This window comes from Blautia sp. MSJ-19, assembly GCF_018918125.1.
Classification (GTDB): domain Bacteria; phylum Bacillota; class Clostridia; order Lachnospirales; family Lachnospiraceae; genus Blautia_A.
In genome coordinates this window covers 15,241-33,645 of the sequence record NZ_JAHLQA010000018.1, presented here as the reverse complement: position 1 = coordinate 33,645, position 18,405 = coordinate 15,241, and the positions used below count along the sequence as shown (strand labels likewise).

At 44.7% G+C, this 18,405-nt stretch carries 16 protein-coding genes and 2 pseudogenes; 1 reads left to right on the top strand and 17 read right to left on the bottom strand.

Going from position 1 to position 18,405, the window contains the following annotated elements; all coding sequences use genetic code 11:
- Positions 1 to 158: 158 nt before the first annotated feature.
- From KQI91_RS07985 to KQI91_RS07940, 11 genes and pseudogenes are all read right to left on the bottom strand, one after another.
- Entirely contained in the window at positions 159 to 956 is a 798-nt protein-coding gene (locus KQI91_RS07985) for a class B sortase (RefSeq protein WP_216392316.1), read from the bottom strand.
- The gene (locus KQI91_RS07980) at positions 953 to 1,417 is read right to left on the bottom strand and encodes a gamma-glutamylcyclotransferase family protein (RefSeq protein WP_216392315.1); all 465 of its coding nucleotides are present in this window, start codon (positions 1,415 to 1,417) and stop codon (positions 953 to 955) included. Before KQI91_RS07980 ends, KQI91_RS07985 begins: the two co-directional genes overlap by 4 nt.
- Before the next feature lie 34 nt (positions 1,418 to 1,451).
- A pseudogene (locus KQI91_RS16485) lies at positions 1,452 to 3,608 on the bottom strand (MSCRAMM family protein); the annotation flags it as partial.
- Positions 3,560 to 4,717, bottom strand: coding sequence for a thioester domain-containing protein (locus tag KQI91_RS16480; RefSeq protein WP_442860603.1), 1,158 nt, complete (start codon positions 4,715 to 4,717; stop codon positions 3,560 to 3,562). The pseudogene KQI91_RS16485 and the gene KQI91_RS16480, both read right to left, overlap by 49 nt.
- Positions 4,718 to 5,549: 832 nt before the next feature.
- Positions 5,550 to 6,500 (bottom strand): annotated as a pseudogene (locus tag KQI91_RS07970) (amidoligase family protein).
- 5 nt (positions 6,501 to 6,505) lie between these two features.
- On the bottom strand, positions 6,506 to 7,807 hold the full coding sequence (dcm, locus tag KQI91_RS07965) for a DNA (cytosine-5-)-methyltransferase (protein WP_253288454.1): 1,302 nt from the start codon (positions 7,805 to 7,807) through the stop codon (positions 6,506 to 6,508).
- 75 nt (positions 7,808 to 7,882) lie between these two features.
- On the bottom strand, positions 7,883 to 8,476 hold the full coding sequence (locus tag KQI91_RS07960; RefSeq protein WP_216392313.1) for a hypothetical protein: 594 nt from the start codon (positions 8,474 to 8,476) through the stop codon (positions 7,883 to 7,885).
- A gap of 217 nt (positions 8,477 to 8,693) precedes the next feature.
- Positions 8,694 to 8,987, bottom strand: coding sequence for a plasmid segregation centromere-binding protein ParR (locus KQI91_RS07955; protein WP_216392312.1), 294 nt, complete (start codon positions 8,985 to 8,987; stop codon positions 8,694 to 8,696).
- Positions 8,975 to 9,883, bottom strand: coding sequence for a ParM/StbA family protein (locus KQI91_RS07950; RefSeq protein ID WP_216392320.1), 909 nt, complete (start codon positions 9,881 to 9,883; stop codon positions 8,975 to 8,977). Before KQI91_RS07950 ends, KQI91_RS07955 begins: the two co-directional genes overlap by 13 nt.
- Before the next feature lie 165 nt (positions 9,884 to 10,048).
- On the bottom strand, positions 10,049 to 11,170 hold the full coding sequence (locus KQI91_RS07945; RefSeq protein ID WP_216392311.1) for a DUF4062 domain-containing protein: 1,122 nt from the start codon (positions 11,168 to 11,170) through the stop codon (positions 10,049 to 10,051).
- A gap of 133 nt (positions 11,171 to 11,303) precedes the next feature.
- Entirely contained in the window at positions 11,304 to 11,648 is a 345-nt protein-coding gene (locus tag KQI91_RS07940; RefSeq protein WP_216392310.1) for a hypothetical protein, read from the bottom strand.
- A gap of 132 nt (positions 11,649 to 11,780) precedes the next feature.
- On the opposite strand from KQI91_RS07940, the gene KQI91_RS07935 reads away from it, so the two are divergent.
- Positions 11,781 to 12,032, top strand: a complete 252-nt coding sequence (locus KQI91_RS07935) for a helix-turn-helix domain-containing protein (RefSeq protein ID WP_019162211.1) — start codon at positions 11,781 to 11,783, stop codon at positions 12,030 to 12,032.
- A gap of 52 nt (positions 12,033 to 12,084) precedes the next feature.
- On the opposite strand, the gene KQI91_RS07930 is transcribed toward KQI91_RS07935, so the two are convergent.
- From KQI91_RS07930 to KQI91_RS07905, 6 genes are all read right to left on the bottom strand, one after another.
- Complete coding sequence (locus tag KQI91_RS07930) at positions 12,085 to 12,693, bottom strand: DUF6664 family protein (protein ID WP_216392309.1); 609 nt, start codon at positions 12,691 to 12,693, stop codon at positions 12,085 to 12,087.
- A gap of 199 nt (positions 12,694 to 12,892) precedes the next feature.
- The gene (locus KQI91_RS07925) at positions 12,893 to 13,609 is read right to left on the bottom strand and encodes a flavodoxin (protein WP_216392308.1); all 717 of its coding nucleotides are present in this window, start codon (positions 13,607 to 13,609) and stop codon (positions 12,893 to 12,895) included.
- A 120-nt stretch (positions 13,610 to 13,729) separates the two neighbouring features.
- Entirely contained in the window at positions 13,730 to 14,131 is a 402-nt protein-coding gene (locus KQI91_RS07920) for a flavodoxin (RefSeq protein WP_216392307.1), read from the bottom strand.
- Positions 14,128 to 14,496 carry a MerR family transcriptional regulator gene (locus KQI91_RS07915; RefSeq protein WP_216392306.1) on the bottom strand — a complete coding sequence of 123 codons (369 nt, stop codon included), beginning with the start codon at positions 14,494 to 14,496 and terminating at the stop codon, positions 14,128 to 14,130. Before KQI91_RS07915 ends, KQI91_RS07920 begins: the two co-directional genes overlap by 4 nt.
- Positions 14,497 to 14,597: 101 nt before the next feature.
- Entirely contained in the window at positions 14,598 to 15,488 is an 891-nt protein-coding gene (locus KQI91_RS07910) for a LysR family transcriptional regulator (RefSeq protein WP_216392305.1), read from the bottom strand.
- Between the two features lie 47 nt (positions 15,489 to 15,535).
- Entirely contained in the window at positions 15,536 to 18,301 is a 2,766-nt protein-coding gene (locus KQI91_RS07905; protein WP_216392304.1) for an ATP-binding protein, read from the bottom strand.
- Positions 18,302 to 18,405 lie beyond the last annotated feature (104 nt).

Sequence of the window (18,405 nt, the reverse complement as noted above, 5' to 3'; positions counted from 1 at the left end):
TTATTATACTATTTTTATCAACGTACTACAATTATTTCTCGATAAACTCCTGTTTTTCGGGAATTTACCTTGCAATAGATTAGTTTGCAGCTATCGGGAACTTCACGTAAAACTTAACGCGGTCATCATTTGTCTCATTTTCTGCACTTTTGGGGTACTTACGAACACTTTTGGCTCCACACTGCCCCGGAAACCGGCACCGCCAGAACAACGTTCCTGGCACCGTTCCATTCATACGAACACGTGACGAGCGTCAAAACCTTATCGTATATACACTTCAGGTAATCATCCCCGGTTTCGAACACTTCTCTCTGCCTAGCTGCTTTTAAGTACTCCTGCACTGCCGCCGCATCTGGGAGTTTCTGCTGGAACGGAAACAGATCCCGGTCTGCTTTCTGCACCGTGACGATCCTGTATTCCTGAATGCCGTCCTCTGTCTGAAGATAAGCAAAACGATGGGTGTTATAATAATCTTCCCCTGCATATAAGTCCAGGTTTCCGAACATCGCCCCACTGTTCATGTTGTGACCGTAAATGATGAGATTCCGACTTTCGGACACTTTGCAGTCTGCCTGTAAAAACAGGCTTCCATTGATGTCATATTCCTTTTTGTAATTCCGTTTCAGGTAAAACTCCCCATTCTCCTGTTCGGACTGAAGCACTGGGTAATCAATCCCGGTGTCCGGTATGGTCAGCCATCCTTGCACATCCGGGTACTGTTTTCGGAGAGAAACAAGGTCTACCGCAGCTACCGGGCATTTTCTTCCAGCTGGTTGGTCTTTCTTTTCAGAGCCTGAGGCTCCCGGAGCTTTCGGCTCCGGGAAATTCCCTTTCAGCTCTGCCACCAGCTTTTTATTCTCCATTGGGAGATATACCATGTGGTAAATCAGGAACCCGGCACTTAAGAAAAGTGCTGCAAAGCATACCGTTTGAAAAAGTTTTTTCACGATTTTCATCGTTCCTGTCCGGCTTTCCTCTGCTTCTTTGGCTGGCTTTTCTGCGTCTGTCCCGGCACAGGCGGTTTTCTGGCTGCTTTCAGGATCGGTCCCGTTGGGATGTGGTTCTGCCTGCAGCCCTTTAAGATTCCGGTCAGATAAGACTGTCCGGGCGGATTAAAGTTCTGCATGTAGTCTTTTGTCATGATATAGACAATCGCTTTGATCTCTTTCCCAGCTTTATCCTTGACGGTGATCTCCTGTTTGTCGTAAAAATCCGGATAGCCTTCATAAAGATCCAGGCTCTTTTCGCAGTCCCCGGTCAGTGACCAGAGGACGCCGTCCACATGGCTTCCCTCTTCCGGGAAGATGGTGGCAAGACCGCTCCCTGCGGCAGCAAAAGTCAGCCGATACCCCTCCAGGCGGACGGTTTCTACCACCTCCGCCTTTGGGCACCGATATGCCATCTGGTCCAGATCCATGTTGCTTCCATAGGCAAAATATAATTGTTTCAGCTTATCTGCCCCCTTTTTTCTTCTTTCTCTTGGATGCCAGGCTCATGCCGAGTAGACCGCCTGCGGAAAGAACCAGGCACAAAACAGGAATCCAGAGGTTGGTATCATCGCCTGTTTTCGGGTTGCTTACAGACGGGGTATCATCCGGCAGCTTCTCATTGGTCACTTTCTGGATGACTTCGATTACCGGGGTTTTGTCATCTACATAGGTAAATGTCACTTCATGCTTTGTTTCGTCCAGCTGGTATCCTTCCGGTGCTTTGGTTTCAACCAGATAATAAGTGGCTGCCTTGTCAAATTTGCCGTCCTTATACGTTCCGATTGCAAGCAGTCCGCTGGTTGCATGGCCGTTTTCATCGGTGGTCAGTGTTTCTACCACTTTGCCATCGGCATCCCTTAGTTCAAATTCTGCCCCTTTCAGTGCGGCTCCGGTATCCTTATCCGTTTTCTCAACGATCAGACGTCCCTTGGCGGTATCGTCTTTCATGGCTACCTTCTGGATCTCAGCGGTGTCTGCCACTTCGAAGGTGATCTCTTCCGCTACCACATAACCATTTGGAGCCTGCTCTTCTTTTAAGGTGTATTTGCCGATTGGAAGTTTTTCGATATAGTGCGGCTCTTTTCCGGAAGTCCAGCTATCTACAATCTTGCCATTCTCATCTGTAATGGTCAGTTTGGCTCCTTCGATCTCCTGATCTCCGGTAATGTCCGTTTTGCTGATCTCCACTTTGGTCACGTCATCTTCCATCACCTGTTTCTGGGTCTCTGCGGTATTTTCCACGGTGAATGTGATGCTTTCCGCAGTGGCATATCCATCGGCCGGCTTGGTCTCTGTCAGGGTATAAGATTTTCCTACGACCAGTTCTTTGATGATGTGTGGTTCCTCAGTGGATGTCCATTCCTCAACCACAGCCCCGTTTTCATCGGTCAGCTGTAATCTGGCACCCGGCAGTTCCTCGCCTGTGGTCAGATCGGTTTTGGAAAGTTCCACGGTTGTCGGCTCATTTTCAAATACAAACTCATAGGACGCTTCTGCTTCTTTATCTCCCTGGTACTCAAAAACAAATTCCTGCTCTTCTCCGGTGGTGACAAATCCATCCGGTGCATACAGCTCCTTCACATAATAGGTTCCGTCGATCGGCAGGTCCGCAATAAAGGAAATCTTTCCATCTGCATCCGTTGTTTTTAGCTCGATCAGGGTGTCAGCTTCCATCAGCACCTTTCCAGATGCGGACAGGATGTCGTTTCTGGTATAAAGTCCAAAGATGCCGCCTTTTAATACACGGTCGGTATCCTTTTCTTTCTTCAGGACGTTCACTTTCACTTTCTGGCGGTTGTTCTGCCAGTCCTCATCGTATACAACAACCGGGGTATCCTGGTCACGGTAGGAAAGATCTACATATCGTGGTTCTTCATCCAGCACATAACCATATGCTGTGCCTACCTCTTTGACATAGTATTTTCCAACCGGAAGGTCAGATACTTCTGCAACACCATTTGCATCGGTAGTCACAGTTGCCACCAGCTCGTCCTTAACATAATAATCCGGGCTTACGCCATCGGCCGCTTTGATATCCTCTGCAGCGTAAATCTCAAAGGTAACGTCTGTCAGGCTTCCTGTGATGTACTCAAAGAAATGCTCCACAACGCCTTTGACATTGTCCAGCAGAGTGATCTTGTCAAGGAATTCACCTTTCTTGTTTACGATCAGCAGTGCTTTCGGCACATCGTCCTTCATTTCCACTTTCTGTACTTCTGCGGTATCCTGAACGGTGAATTCCACATCCGTGGTCTTTAAATAGCCAAGCGGTGCAAGGGATTCACGGAGGATATAGGTTTTTCCAACAGTCAGGTATTTGATTACATGAGGCTCATCCTTTACGGAAGTCCAGCTGTCGATCACGTTTCCATCTTTATCCAGAACAGAAAGGGATGCCCCGTTCAGCTCTACGCCTGTGGTCAGGTCAGATTTGGTCACTTCGATGGTGGTCGGCTGGTTCTTCTTCACAGATTTCAGCTTGATGGTCAGGATGTCCTGTCCCTGATAGGTGGCATCGAATTCCAGCACCTCATCAGAGGATACAAAACCGTCCGGTGCGGAAATTTCTTTTACATAATAAGTTCCAAGCGGCAGGTCCAGGGTAAAGTGTGCCTGTCCTTATCCCCGATCACCAGTTTTATGTCGTAGGCTTTGGTGTCCAGCAGGTATCCGTTTGGTACAGAGATCTCTTTCAGGTATACGGTATCCTGTGTTTTGGTGATCGTAACGCTGGAAGCTCCGTTGGTATCTGTGGCCGGCATCTTTGTGATCAGGTTCTTTCCGTCCTTGTCACTGTAAACGCCATAGACTGCACCTGCGATGGCTTTGTTGCTCTTGCGGTCTTTCTTTACGATCTCCAGTGTTGCCTGTTTTACCCATGATACTTTAAAATCTACATATTTCTCATCGGTCACGCCCTCACCAAATACCAGGGCAAGGTCCTGTGTTTCGCTTCCGGTGGTGATCTTATAAGCGGAGTAGTCTTTGATGATGCTTCCTTTCATGGTGGAAGACCATTCCCCTTTGACATCCACAGCCTGTGTCAACGGTGCGGATAAATAAAATTTGGTACCGCCGCAGATTTCTACAGATGCACCTGCACTGCTGGTTTTTCCGGTTGTCACGTTATGCAACTTGACACCGGACGGCAGCTTCATGGTGATGGTCTGCAGTTCGGATGCCTTGAATGTGATCTCTTCTGTTCTCTGGCTGTTGCCGCTGATATATGCTGTCACATCTGCGTTTGAAAAGCTCATGTCCACTTCCGGGATCTCCGGCTGGCTCATGCAGTAATCATAGAGTTCTTTTGCAAGGGCCTGCCCGGTAGCATTCGTACCAGAAAAAGCGTCACCGCTGTTATTGGCATAGGACGCTGCCAGATGGACGATGATAAACTGTTTTCCGGCAGAAAAATCAGGGTGCTTTTCAGAAAAGAATCCATTTTCACCAGATGCTTTGGTTCCGTAGTAGCACACTTTTGCCAGTGCTTTGCTGTCACCCAGTTTGGTAATCTTATAAACACCATCCCCAGGTCCCGCTTTGGATGGCTGCACACAGTAGGCAGTTGCAGACACATTTCCAAATTTAACGGTATATTTATAGGTTACATAGGAGCCCAGACCGTAGTCTGCATAATAGTATGCAGTCCCTCTTGTCACATCCACGTCCTGGGTTGCTCTTGTACTGGTATTGACTGCGGTGAATGAAACGGTTTCCCCATCTTCCATTGCCATCAGGTCAATATCCTGTTCCCCTGCCTGCTCCAGAACATCGCTGAGTGTCAGCCCGGATTCTTCATCGGTTGTATTTTCCGTTTCGGATTCCTCTAATGCGGCATCAAACTCGGATTCAGAAAGTCCATCCTGAAATTCGGATTCTGTTTCTTCCGGTTCTTCTGTCTCAGCTTCCTCTGTTTCAGATTCAGCTGTCTCCGATTCAACAATTTCTGTCTCTACAGGCACTGTCTCAGTTTCTTCCTGCGAGGCAGCTTCCTCATCATCAGAACCTGTATCCTCTTCGGTAACTGCCTGTTCTGCCTGTGGTTCACTCTGAGACGCTGTCACAGGTTCTTTTACGATCAGGTTTCTCCCAATCTGATAAACCGGGTGGTTCTGGTTGACTGGCTCCACATAATAAACGGCATGGTAAGTGTCTGCATGGCTGGTGCTGAAGCTCTCCCCGGCGTCATTCTCTGCTTTCTGGAATGTCACTTTGACTTTGCCTTCGTCCTTGATTTCCAGATTGGTATGGTCACTGGAAATATCAAATGTCTGTCCGACTTCCAGCTCCAGATCGGTGGCTTTTACCACTTCCTCTTCATCCAGCAGATCCTTTACGGATTCATACGCTAGCGGTTCCGCCGCTTTCTGCTCTTCCGAAGCATACACCGTCAGCGGTGAAATGACTGTGGATAAGATGGTGACTGCCGCCATCACCCCTGAAAGGATTCGCCTGAATTGATATTTACTCTTCATGTTTTCTACCTCTTTCTTCTTTTTCTTCATTTTGCATAAGAACAGCCGGATGTTTCCACCCGGCCTGTCTGTTCTCATTATTCTGTTATCTCGCATCACCTGTCCGTCTTGGATTCTGCAGACAGGCATAGGTACTTTTTTCATACCGCCATGCCTTATCCCCGTCCAGATTGGCAAGCAGATGCTTCCGCACATTTTTGTATTCGTCCCCGATCAATCCAAGGCGGAGCAAAAAGGTACGAAAGGTAAATGCCGGGTTATCCCCGATCTCCGTCTTTTTTGCATGGGTACAGGATTGGTTGATTGCCTGTGCGGATATGGCAAGTGCCAGTGTGATATTCGACCGGACTTTTCCTGCATGGAGGGTGCTTTCAAAACAGCGCCATTCCAGTGTTCCCTTGGAAAAAACAGCATGTAGGTTTAATGCGTAATACCTTGTCCAGTTGTAATGCTCGGAACTTCCGTCATTTCCCTCATACCATGCCCTTTTGAATTTTTCCATTGTGATGGTGCTGTTGGGCATCCGGCGGATCTTCTCCAATACCATAGGACGTACTTTCTGACAGTACTCATCTTCCCTGCTGGTCTGCACTTTTAATGCTTTGAACAGAATGTCCTCTTTGCAGTACATGATCGTCAATGCATTTTTCAGACTCCTTGGTGTATGGTTGGATGCGTCCACATGGACATGCATGCCTCAGGAGGAATTAACAAAAGCACCTGCGTTTTTGACACACCGCACCACTTCCTGGAGCTTCCCCATTTCCGAATATTCCAGTTTTGGGGATACCATCTCTGTCGAATAATCTCCATCAGCATCTATTACGGTACCATTTGCCAGCCTTTCACAGTCAATACTGCTGTCCCTTGAAAATTTCCACGTTTTTCCATCTGAATCTTTTACACACCAGGAATCGTAAGAACGGATATGATATGGCTCTGTTCCGAACATTCTTCCAACAGCGGCAGCCGCCTTGTAACGGCTGATACCTGTCATCTCAATCTCTGTACCAAAATACTGATCTTTTAAGTCGATCTGCTTCACCCACCCTTCGCTTCTGGAACAGGTGAGCTGCTTCGGATTTCTTCATCCACGGCTTTCAGGTTTCTGCCTATTGCTTCGATGACATTGACGGTGACACCGTTCCCGGCCTGCTTGTAAAGCTGGTTATCCGATGTTTCTTTTTCCATCTTGGAAATCTGACCATCCCGGTATCCCTGCAGCCGCAGACACTCCCTTGGCGTCAGCCTGCGGATTCTGCCGTGGTAGATCACTCCATGACGGTCAGTTGCCGTAATGGTGAACATTGGCTCTTCCGGTTCTTTCATTCTTCTTCCATTCTGGCGGACTTTTTCCCTGGTCGGTGTCAGCACTGCCCTTGGCGTTTCTTCCACCAGCACCCCGGAGCTTTCGCCCCTGTGGTTATGGATGCTGGAATCCTGTCTGGTATTCAGACATCTTGCAACCTCTGTCACCAGCGGCGGAGGGGAAATATCTACAAAATGCAGTGTCCCCTGCTGGTTTCCGGTCGTCAGAGTATGGGCGATCTCATGCCCGACTCTTCCCCTGCGGCTGTTGATGCCCGGATAGCCGAGATCGATGCTGTCACCCTCATAAGCCATCTTGTATCCTTTTCGGGTGTTTTCCTTGATTGGGATACCGACTTCGTATAATCCAGTCTTGCCACCCATACCACCAGCCCCGCTTGTCAATGTGCAGCTCAGTCCTTCTTCTGCGTAGACTCTTTCTCCCTGTTTGCCAGCATGGACTTGTATAAGAGCTGTTCCATTTGCTTTTGGGAAAGGTAATATTTTTCCGGCACATCTTCCATCAAGATATCCGACAATATACACTCGTTTCCTTGACTGTGGGACTCCGAAATCCTTGCTGTTAAGCACCTTCCATTCGACATGATACCCCAGTTCAGATAGCGTACTGAGGATGGTGTGAAACGTCCGCCCTTTGTCATGCGAAAGCAGACCGGGTACGTTTTCAAGGAGAAAATACGCAGGTCGTTTGTCTGCAACCAGTCTGGCAACTTCGAAGAAAAGGGTTCCTCTTGCATCGGCAAATCCTTCCCTTCGTCCAGCGATGGAGAATGCCTGGCAAGGAAATCCCGCGCATAAAAGATCAAAGTCCGGCATTCGTTCTGTTTCAATATTTCTTGCGTCATTGCAGAACCACTCTCCTTCCGTATCAAACAGCACCCGGTAGTTGTGGTCTGCATACGCATCCGCTTCACAATGTCCGACACAGGCGAAGCCTCCTGCTCTTTGCAGCCCTTCTCGGAATCCTCCGATTCCACTGAAAAGGTCAAAAAATCGAATTGTTCCGGCTATCAGCCTCCCTTCGCTGCGAAAAAAACAGTGCAGATTTCTCTGCACCGTCTCAGTCTCTTGGTTTCTGTTTTTTGATGTCTATTCTTCTGATTCCGCTTCCTCTGGCTCAGATTCTTCTGCTTCTTCGGTTTCCAGTTCTGTTGACTCTGCTTCCGCTGGCTCTTCGTTTTCTGGCTCTGTCGGCTCTTCATCTGCTTCAGCTTCATCCGGTTCTGTCATTTCTCCGTCTGTTTCAGCTTCCAGTGCTTCTGTCTCAGGCTCTTCTGCTTCAGGTTCTGCTGACTCTTCATCCGGTTCTGATTCCGCAGTCTCAGGATCTTCCATTTCTGATTCTGCTGGTTCTCCTTCTGTTTCTTCGGCTTCCTCTGACTCTGCTTTCCATTTGGCTTCCTCTTTTTCGATTGCCTCTTCGATAAGCCCGATTAAGAAGTCTTTCTGTTTCATGCCGTTCTTGGCAAGGACTGCTTTCAGTCTGGAAAATAAATCCTCGGTTACCTGTACTGCTACTGTTCTTAAATCTGCCATGTTCGTCTTTTCTCCTTTTCTTGTCATGTGTTCTTCGATTACCATTTCAAGGTATTTTGGTATGCTGATTCCTAACTCTTCGACCTCCAGTTTTAACTTTTCATGCAGCTCTACCGGGATCTTTCCGCATATGTTTTTCATCTCCATGCGTTTGTTCTCCTTTCTTTTTTCTACACACAACATACCCTAAAACGTGACAGAAAGCTATTCACAATACCCAACGAATATGAGGCTTTCAAAAGCCCCCAAAGGATGCAGATCTAATAACATTCAATAGGCATCACCCCTTTCAAAGATCCGTGATTTATACTAATTTGACTGCTTGAATTTTGGCTATTTTATCGCCGGGAAAGACTTGACTTTTTCAGAATGCATCCTCAAGCCCGGAGAGAAAATCCAGCATCTGGGATGGAATTTCTTCCTTCTTTGAAACACTTTCCCCGGAGCCTGAAATGGAAACACCTGCCAGTTCTTCCCGGATTGCCTGCCGGATGCTTTTCTCCAGCTGGTTGTTTTCCTGATCTTTTAAAATCACCTGAACCAGATAGTTGCTCTTCTGCCCATCCGGAACACTTTGCAGGATCTCCCATGCCTTTTTGTGGTCCGGGTTATCAAGGTTCAGGCGGAACGAGAAAACAGGCCTCTTTACTTCGCGCACATCTGCCCCACAATCCGCTCATAGCCGGAAGCGTTGGCGTGTACGTCTGTCAGGTAAACTTGCTGACACAGCCCGTCCTGCGGTGTCACATGCCGTTTCAAGATGCTAGCTCCGCCGCCCATGATCACGGACGGAATTGCCTTCAGATCAAACCCGGCTTCCATAATTGCAGACAGTATTTTCTCCGTGTAAAGCCTTCCCTGCCGGACAATAATTTCTTTTGCAGCCGGGTCCATGCTGCAGCTCTGGCCGTTCAGAACACGTTCTATCTGAATGTCCGTTACAGACAGCCCGGTATTTCTGCGTACCTGTTCGGTGATTTCATCCACACACCGGATTACACCAAGCTCCAGGCTGCGGCAGGTCGCGGCGTTTGGAACACTGTTGTCCAGCCGCATCAGGTCAACGGTCCATCCACCGATGTCTGCGAGAAGAACAGAAGGCTCGTCCCGAACACATTCCGGGTGGAGAGCCAGTGCCGAGTAACCCTGTGGGAACAGTTTTACATCCTGAATCCGTATCTCATAGCTCTCATCCTCATACCGGAAACGCAGAGGCTGCTCTTTCCGAAACAGATATTCCCGGAAGCCTTTTTTCTCCCTGCCAAAACTTGCCAAAGGAAGGCCGGCTGCCAGAACTACATCTGTTTTCCGCTCTCCCCGGCGGTAGCGGATCTCCTGGGCAATCGCTGCCATTGTCAAAAGATAATAATTGTCATTGGAAGTCTTACTTCTCACCAGCGTCTGCCGCCCGGTTCCGCACACATAAAATTTCCCATTATACTGCAGGACATTCTGCATAGTATACGGCTCATAATCGTACCCGGTCAGTCCTGTCGGGAAACACACATGGGGAGTTTTTATGGCATAATATCCATGATCAATTCCTATAATGATAAGTCACCACATCCTTTCTGGTTTTTCTTGTTCTTTTCCAGCAGGTAGTCTTTTGGTCTGGAAAAGAAAAGGGCAGAACCCCGAAGAGTCCTGCCTGTAATAAAAAATACAGCTATGCATATTTACAAATAAATACACATAACTGTATTAGTTTAATCCTATTTATTAATCTTCAAACTCTTTTAACTCATCAAGCGGTTCTTTTGAAGTATCTATCGCCATATTGTTCTTTAACCAATCAGCTTTGCTATAACCTGTTCCGGTCAATTCAAATATTTCACCTTTATACCCTACAGCTTTAACCCAGCCCCATTCTATAAGTCTGTCTAAAGCCTCTTCCCATCTAGCAGATTCTCTTTTTGAATTATCAGCCATAAACTGTTTACCTGATGTAAAAATCTGAGTAGGCGAACCAAGTGTCCGTATCTTTAATATTTGGCCATCACCGTCAGCCGCATACACTAATAAAAACGCCGAGTCCACTGGAATGTTTCCAACATCATCTAGCCCTACAACTGATTTATTTTCTTCTGGATTTCTAATAATTAACGTATTATCTTCAACCTGGAACAATTTTTTGATATCTTCACTTGTTGCGGTAGGAATTTCTTTCAAGGTTAACTGATTATTCTCTAGGTCAGTGAGTCTACTATAGAATTGAGAAAACATCTCTTTCATATCATCTAGCATCTTCTGTTGATGTTCTCCAAGTTCAGTATTTGCCTTATTCCGTCCTTCTGCCTCTTCATTAATTATATCCACTATATCTCGATATCGAACCCATCCAGCGTTATCATCAACATAGTTAACGGCGTTCCTAAACGTCGGTGATGCCACATATTTTAAACTATTTAAATCTGTGAAAAAATCAACTGTATTTTTATCATTTTTGACTTTTTCTCTAAACTCATCCAGTTTCTTCATTTTATCATACTTATCATTTCCAGTATCCTTTTCACTTTCAGAAATAGCCGAAGGTTGCTTAATCAATACAAGTACTGGTAATCCTTTAGTTTTTGCATAATTGTATTCTTTCTCCGTATAGCTTATACCAGTTTCTTCATCAATTGATCCATATCTAGCACCAATAACAAGAAGATAAAAATCACACTCATCAATCATTTTTGTTATAACATTCCATTGACTTGTAGGCGCAGCATGAAATTGCTCCATTCCTACTGGAATAAAATTATTCTCTAGTGCCACACCTACCAATGCTTGTCTTTCCTTTTTAAGATCTTCATAGGTAGAACTTATAAAAATAGAAAACTTTCGCCTATTCTTCATATCAATATGCTCCTTTTATACTTATCTCTTATCACTTCACAATGATTACAAGTTTCCTCAAAAACAAATTTCATAAATTCTACCAATAATGATACCATAAAAATGAGTTAGAGTATATTTTTATTTACATTTCTTAATCCAATTCTTGAATCCATTCTCTGGTTTCCATTGGTGCATTTTCGCAAAAATCCTGAATCCACATCTCATGGAGTCTGACTTCTGATTCTGTAATATCTATGTTTCCAACTCCCCCACCTGTTTCCTGAAGAGCTTCCAGACAATCCCATTCCTTTTTGAAATCTCCGGCAAATTCCATCCATACTTTTATATGGTATTCTTTAAAACCCAGATGATAAATCAAATACGTCAACCTGTCAAAATCAGCTAATGGCATTTTTTCTTTCTTCAGCAATAAACTTTTATCATGCTCGCTGCATAGATATAAAAATGCAAGCTGTTCTATCTTTGCCTGCTCCATACATTTCTCCCTTCTCTTCTGCTTTTGTCTCACTTTTACAACCGATTCTACCTTGTCCAATCGTTAAAATCAATACAGATGGTGCAAAAAGTGAGACAAGCCATCCTTTTACCAGAGAGGAAGAGATTTAAAATGCCAAAGCCAAGGACACAATCTGGTGAGAAGAATCTGATCAGCCAACGGTTGATTGAGCTTCGCAGGACTCACAATATGTCTCAGCGTGATCTTGCCTATAAACTCCAGTTAGCTGGTTACGATATGGATAAAAATGTAATCACCAGAATCGAAACAAACAAGCGTTATGTCACTGATCTTGAATTAAAAGCCATTGCTGAAATCTTTCAGGTTTCATACATATTTCTCATTGATGGCAAAGACGAATAGAAGTGACAAATGGGGAAGTTCCTTTCGTGCTTCCCCATTTTATCCGTCCTTATTACAGATTCAGTAGTTCTAAGATTTTCTGCATACCGGCCTGATATAAAGATTCCGCATATAATATCCATCTCTCACTGACTACAGTAACATATGCGTCTATCGTTTTTCGCTTTTCTTTTGATAATCCCATTGTCTGAACCTGTTCTTCATATTTTGATATTTTTTCCAGCATTCCCTGGTACACTGTATTTTCTTTCAGCTGTTCTTCTACCTCATCAATCCAGGTATCCATCAACAACTCCAGCAGTTTCTGTGTGTCACCATCATCCTTTCCCAGTATTGCTTTTTTAATTTTTCCAAGCATCGCTCCATAAGAGATCATTTGAGCCTGTCCCATATAAAAATGGTACTGTTCTTCTATCATTTCCTTTTCACTCTCCAGTTGAAAATATCGATGCACTGCCTTATGCTCTTCTTCCGTTAGACTGATTGCCTGATTCGTCTCCATAAATGTTTCTATCACTGGATACTTCTCTGTAAATTCCAGTATTTTCTTTTGCAGTCTCTGGTATTCCGCATCATGCTTTTTCAGATAGATACATACCTGTTCTCCTATCCGTATCCCCAGACATTGCTCGTTCCAGATGATATCTGGCTGTACTGTCATATTGTTTTCTCCCTTCTGTGTAGTTTTTCTGTTCCAAGCACAAGACTATACCACACTTCCGGGAGAAAGCTATTCAGCAGATCTACTGAAATGACCGGGCAGATACTGTGCAACCAGCCTATTGTTGCCAAATATTAGAAAAGCAGCAGGAATCTCGACTTTTTATCGTTGTTCCTGCTGCTCATAGCATTCTTTACATTTAGTTCAGATTCAAACTTTTTACCCAGTCCTGAACCTCTTCTTCTGATGCATTAGAAGAAAATCTCTTTCCTTCCTGCCAGTCTCCGGTTCCTGCCATTTCCTCTAAGAGTTTTCCGCTGTCTCCAATTCCAGAGGAAGCTGATGTACATACAGGAATTATCGTTTTTCCTGTAAAATCATTACTTTTAACAAACTGGTTTACTGGCCACGCTGAAACTGACCACCAGATGGGGTAACAGAGGACAATCTCCGTGTACTCACCGAAATTATCAACTGTTGTAGAAACCAGCTCTACATCTCTTAAACTCTCATCGTCATGTTCACGAGATACACGGCTGTCGTCATTGGTCCAGTCCAGATCGTCATCTGTATAAGGCTCTACAGGCTCAAGCTCAAATAAATCGCCACCTGTAGCATCTGCAATATAATTTGCTACTGCTTTTGTATTTCCTGTTGCAGAATAATATACAACCAGCACTTTACTGTTTTCTTCTGTGCTATCCTGTTCAGATGCTTCGGTTGCTACCGCCTCTGTCACTGCTACTGTTGTTTCTGCTTCATCTGAATTTTCTTTTTCTGAACTCTCCTGTTCAGTCTCTGTATTCTGTGCGGTTTCACTGCTCTGATTATCTGATTTATTCGATCCGCATCCTGTCAATAAAACTCCTGCTAATATACAAACGGCAAGTAGCATCCAACTTATGTGTTTCTTCATTTTCAGCATCTCCTTTTCTATGTCATTCTCTATATAAACGTAATACACATTTTTCTGCATCATCTGTGTATACCGTAGTTTTCAACCTCATAATTATAACTTGATACACGCTATACACTACTATAAACTATACTCCATTTTAGGATAACCAATGTAGACCGTCTGAATGTCCTCCCAGTTCTCTACGGTGTCCTCTTTCAGTTCAACGTCTCTCAGTGATTCGTCCGCATATTCCTGGCATACACGACTGCTGTCATCATTATAGTTCAGGTCTGCATCTGTATATTCTTTTACAGGCTGCAGTTCCAGCAGTTCTCCACCAGTTTCTTTTGCGATCATTTCCGCTGCTGACTTTGTATTTCCTGTTGCTGAATAATACGCGATCAATATACCGCTGTCATTTAACTCTGTTTTTGTCTCTGTCTTCGTATCGGCTGCTGCCCATACATTCTGTATCGGACTTCCACATACAAGTGTCATCACCATTGCTGCTACTGCTCCTGCTGCGATTGCTTTTCTCATAAATTCTTACCTCCCTGATCATTCGCGTTTCTGGTCTTATATCTGAGATAATCCAGATATTCCAACTTTTTTTCCTGAAAATGAATTTCATCCAACGTTGCATCTCTTTTTTGTTTCAAAATTCTCATTCTCTTTGCTGCCGTCTCATCTCCTTTCAGGTATAGTCTCATATATTGCTCAATTTCCTCATTCTCAAATCCAACATCATGAAGTGTCATAATCATTCCCAGGCGGTCCAGATCTGTATCATCGTACTGCCACACACCCATAACTTTCTTTACTTCACCACAGAGATTCCATTTCTCATACTCATCCAGAATTTCTTCCGGGATCTGATATTTCTCACTTGCTTCTTTTTTTGTCATATCTTCCACCTGTACAAATATTTGTATAAAAAAATAGCAGATGCTTTTATATACTGTTCACATCTACTATTTTATCGTTCTATATCTATTATGTCTAATGCTCAATTTTTATTGTCAGATATGCCTGCGGTGCATTTCTTGAACTCCTCCAGAAACCGGTACGCGGTCTGGGACAGCACCTGATTTTTGCGCCATACCAGCACGGAACCTGTTTCGACCTGCGGATAAAGTGGAATAAACTGAAGTCCTGGATCGAGGGTTCGGATCGGGAAACAAAGCAGCGCTCCGATCCCGCTTCTGACCATCTCGATTCCGTTGTTGACCAGATTGTAGATTGCCGCGATCTGCACCTGATCATACAGTTCTCCAAACCAGCCTTCCAGTTCTTTCTTGACAAGAGTCCTTTTTACAGAAATAACCGGCACACTGAGCAGGTCTTCTGCCGTTACCCGCTCTTTACCGGCAAGTGGAGAATCGTCCCGCACAACGATTCCCCACCGCTCCTTCTGTTTCAGGCGAAGAAAATTATATTTTGAGATGTCGACCGGTTCCATGAGAAGTCCGAAATCCACCAGTCCACGGTCCAGACGTTCCTTGATGTCGTCTGCATTTGCTGTATATATCTCATACCTCACCATGGGAAATTCCTTCTGGAACCTTGCTATCACCTCAGTGATCTCCGAAACGCCCCGTGTCTCTCCGCTTCCGATCGTGATCTCGCCGGCGATCTCTTCCTGAAGATTCCGAAACTCCCTCGCCGTCCGCTCTTCCAACGCGATCATATCCTGCGCACGCTTCCGAAGCAGCATTCCTTCTTCCGTCAGATAAATGCTGTGATTGCTGCGTCGAAATAACTTACAGCCAAGTTCCTCCTCAAGCTGCATGATCTGCCTGGAAAGCGTTGGCTGCGTTACGTGTAAAAGTTCCGCCGCTTTCGTCATATTCTCTTCTCTTGCCGCCATCAAAAAATATCTCAGTACACGCAGTTCCATATTTTTCTACCTTCCGCCTGTCAGATTTTTCTATATTCTAACATATTTCACTTAAGGACAGAAAGTAAAACTTCTTCCACCCGCTCCACCTCGATCGGCTTGGCAATATGCTCATTCATTCCTTTGGCGAGAGCCATCCTCCTGTCTTCTTCGAATGCATTTGCAGTCATTGCAATGATCGGAATATCGGCTTTTTCTTTGTCTGACAGACCCCGGATCAGTTCTGTTGCCTTGTAGCCGTCCATATTCGGCATCTGGATGTCCATGAATATCATGTCAAAACTTCCTGCCGGTTCCTGTTCGATCCTGGCAACACATTTGATTCCATCTTCCACACGCTCGACAATAAGTCCCATGTCTTCCAGAATCGTTATTGCGATTTCCGCATTTAAGTCGTTGTCTTCTGCCAGCAAAATATGTTTTCCCTGAATCATTTTCTTTCTGTTTGCAGCGGCATTTTTTTCTTCTGCCTGCTCATAATAGATCCTGCCGGCGATCTTGAACGGAAGGATCACTGTAAATTTCGTTCCTTTCCCCAGTTCACTTTCGACATCGATCGTTCCACCCATCATCTCCACATATTTCTTTACGATCGGCATTCCAAGACCGGTTCCCGGAATCTTCCCGGCGGTTGTATTCCGTTCACGGGCAAAAGCCTCAAATAACAACGGAAGGAATTCCTGACTCATTCCGATACCAGTATCTGTGATCTCAGTTCTGATATAGACAATTCCCTTTTTGTCACCCGGTACTTCTTTCAGTTTCACAGACACTTTCCCGCCATCCGGTGTGTATTTCACCGCATTGCTGATAAGATTTACAAAGATTTCCTGTACCTTGGTAACGTCACACATGATATGCTGGTGTTCCACATCTATTTCATGGGTATAACAGATATCTTTTTTCTCTGCTTCCACTTCAAACACACCGTTTATTTTTTCCAGGATATCTGTAACCCTCGCATAACTCTCATCCAGTTCCACTTTGCCACTCTCAATGCGAGCCATGTCCAGGACGTTGTTGATGATCGACAGGAGAAGATTTCCTGACTGTGCGATCTTTTCCTGGTAGTCCAGAAGTTTCGGATCTGTCAGCCCTTTTTTCATCAGCTCATTGTATCCCAGAAGCGCATTCATCGGGGTACGGATATCGTGCGACATATTGAACAGGAAATTGGTTTTTGCTGCATTCGCGATTTCTGCCTGCTGCAGAGCTTTTCTTGTCTTTCTGAACAGATAAAGGATCACTGACAAAATAATCAGGAAGGTGCCTCCAAACCCTACAGAAACCACAAGCAGATTATCTTTTACAAACTCCATCAGAGTTACTTTCTGTGGTGCATTTTCATACATGGAAAAAGCACCGGAAAGTTTTGAGTATGGCAGGGTTTTCAGTGTTTTATTCAGGACAGCCAGCATCTCTGTATGATTTCTGTTGACGCCAAAAGAAGAATAACTCAGTTTTGTCAGAAAAACACTGCGGACTTTATTATTTTCCATGAGTTTGGATGACTGCCCTGCTTTGGCAATAAAACAGTCTGCCTCTCCATTCTGCACTGCTTTTTCTACATCTGACGAGGAATCATATTCAATGATTTTCCACTGAGGATAATTATAGGAAATATACCATTTTGACAAAAGATTGCCTTTGCTTACCGCAACTGTGTTTTCTGCATTTTCATCAAAATACTCCTTCGCGGAAAGTGCCGCTACATTCACTTCAAAAACCGTATTCGACAAAACGATTCCATTCTGTTCTGCTTCATAAGGATTCTGATTCACATGAAAGATCATGTCGATTTTGTCATCTTTCAGTGCCTGGAGAAGTTCATCCTGTGAGTCAAATCCTGTGCTTTCGAATTTTAGTGTCTGATTTCCCAGGCAGTCAGATGCATAATCAATATAGTCATTGATAATTCCAACAGGTTCGCTGTTTTCTGTGTCAGTCAGGCTGACACCTGCATCACTTCTGAGATATCCGACCCGGATCGCCCCATGCTGCTCGATCCAGCTCTGTTCTTCATCCGTAAGAACTTCAAATGTCTGGGCAGAAAGATATTTTTTGTAAAGATCGTCCATATAAAATGGTTTGTCATGCTCGATCTGGCGCATGGCATTGTCTATATCCACTTTCAGGTCCGGACGGTTTTTGTTGATAACAAAATAGTTGTCCGAGTCACCGACCACAGTGATCGTTGCAAGATTTTCCTTCTCCCACTGTGGAGATTCATTCAGGACAAAACCATCTATCTCTTTGTCTGCCAGTTTCTGATGGACATCCTCCGCACCGGTAATATCCACATGCTGTGTATACAATCCATGTTTTTCTTCCCATTCGCAGAAACGTGTAGTTGAAAGAGCTTCTTTCAGCATACCGATGCGCTTACCATTCAGCGTTGTCAGATCAGAAGCTGAAATATCTGTATTTGAAACATCCGCATACAGATAATATCTGTCCTCGCCCATCGGAAGTTCCGAATACAACATATTGTCGGCGCGCTCCCGCGTATAGGAAACGCCGCCCATCAGATCGATCTCACCGTTTTCCAGCATTTCCAGGAGCTCTGACCAACTTGCCCTTACATACTCGTAAGTCCATCCGGTATAAGCCGCCACTGTCTGCTGATATTCATAACTGTAACCGCTGAGTTCACCATTCGAACCCGTGGTATTATACGTTCCCTCATACCATCCTACCCTGACAACTTTGGAATCAGACTTCGCTGTTACAGAAACCGGAAATAATGTCAAAAGCAAAAACAGACACAACAGAAAGCAACTGCCCTTATACATTTTTAACTTTATTTTTTTCATATATCCTCTTCTCACGGCAAAATCACAGTCTCTGTTCCGCAGCTATGTCTGCACATATTTTGTCTGTGCACAAAAAAGAGATACTATAAAAAAGACTATAGTAT

What these genes read in the sequence shown, in the direction of transcription:
- KQI91_RS07985 (WP_216392316.1), bottom strand. Translation starts at nt 956, where the DNA reads ATGAAAATCGTGAAAAAACTTTTTCAAACGGTATGCTTTGCAGCACTT.
- KQI91_RS07980 (WP_216392315.1), bottom strand. Translation starts at nt 1,417, where the DNA reads ATGGATCTGGACCAGATGGCATATCGGTGCCCAAAGGCGGAGGTGGTA.
- KQI91_RS16480 (WP_442860603.1), bottom strand. Translation starts at nt 4,717, where the DNA reads ATGGAAGATGGGGAAACCGTTTCATTCACCGCAGTCAATACCAGTACA.
- KQI91_RS07960 (WP_216392313.1), bottom strand. Translation starts at nt 8,476, where the DNA reads ATGGAGATGAAAAACATATGCGGAAAGATCCCGGTAGAGCTGCATGAA.
- KQI91_RS07945 (WP_216392311.1), bottom strand. Translation starts at nt 11,170, where the DNA reads ATGAAGAATAGGCGAAAGTTTTCTATTTTTATAAGTTCTACCTATGAA.
- KQI91_RS07940 (WP_216392310.1), bottom strand. Translation starts at nt 11,648, where the DNA reads ATGGAGCAGGCAAAGATAGAACAGCTTGCATTTTTATATCTATGCAGC.
- KQI91_RS07935 (WP_019162211.1), top strand. Translation starts at nt 11,781, where the DNA reads ATGCCAAAGCCAAGGACACAATCTGGTGAGAAGAATCTGATCAGCCAA.
- KQI91_RS07930 (WP_216392309.1), bottom strand. Translation starts at nt 12,693, where the DNA reads ATGACAGTACAGCCAGATATCATCTGGAACGAGCAATGTCTGGGGATA.
- KQI91_RS07925 (WP_216392308.1), bottom strand. Translation starts at nt 13,609, where the DNA reads ATGAAGAAACACATAAGTTGGATGCTACTTGCCGTTTGTATATTAGCA.
- KQI91_RS07920 (WP_216392307.1), bottom strand. Translation starts at nt 14,131, where the DNA reads ATGAGAAAAGCAATCGCAGCAGGAGCAGTAGCAGCAATGGTGATGACA.
- KQI91_RS07915 (WP_216392306.1), bottom strand. Translation starts at nt 14,496, where the DNA reads ATGACAAAAAAAGAAGCAAGTGAGAAATATCAGATCCCGGAAGAAATT.
- KQI91_RS07910 (WP_216392305.1), bottom strand. Translation starts at nt 15,488, where the DNA reads ATGGAACTGCGTGTACTGAGATATTTTTTGATGGCGGCAAGAGAAGAG.
- KQI91_RS07905 (WP_216392304.1), bottom strand. Translation starts at nt 18,301, where the DNA reads ATGAAAAAAATAAAGTTAAAAATGTATAAGGGCAGTTGCTTTCTGTTG.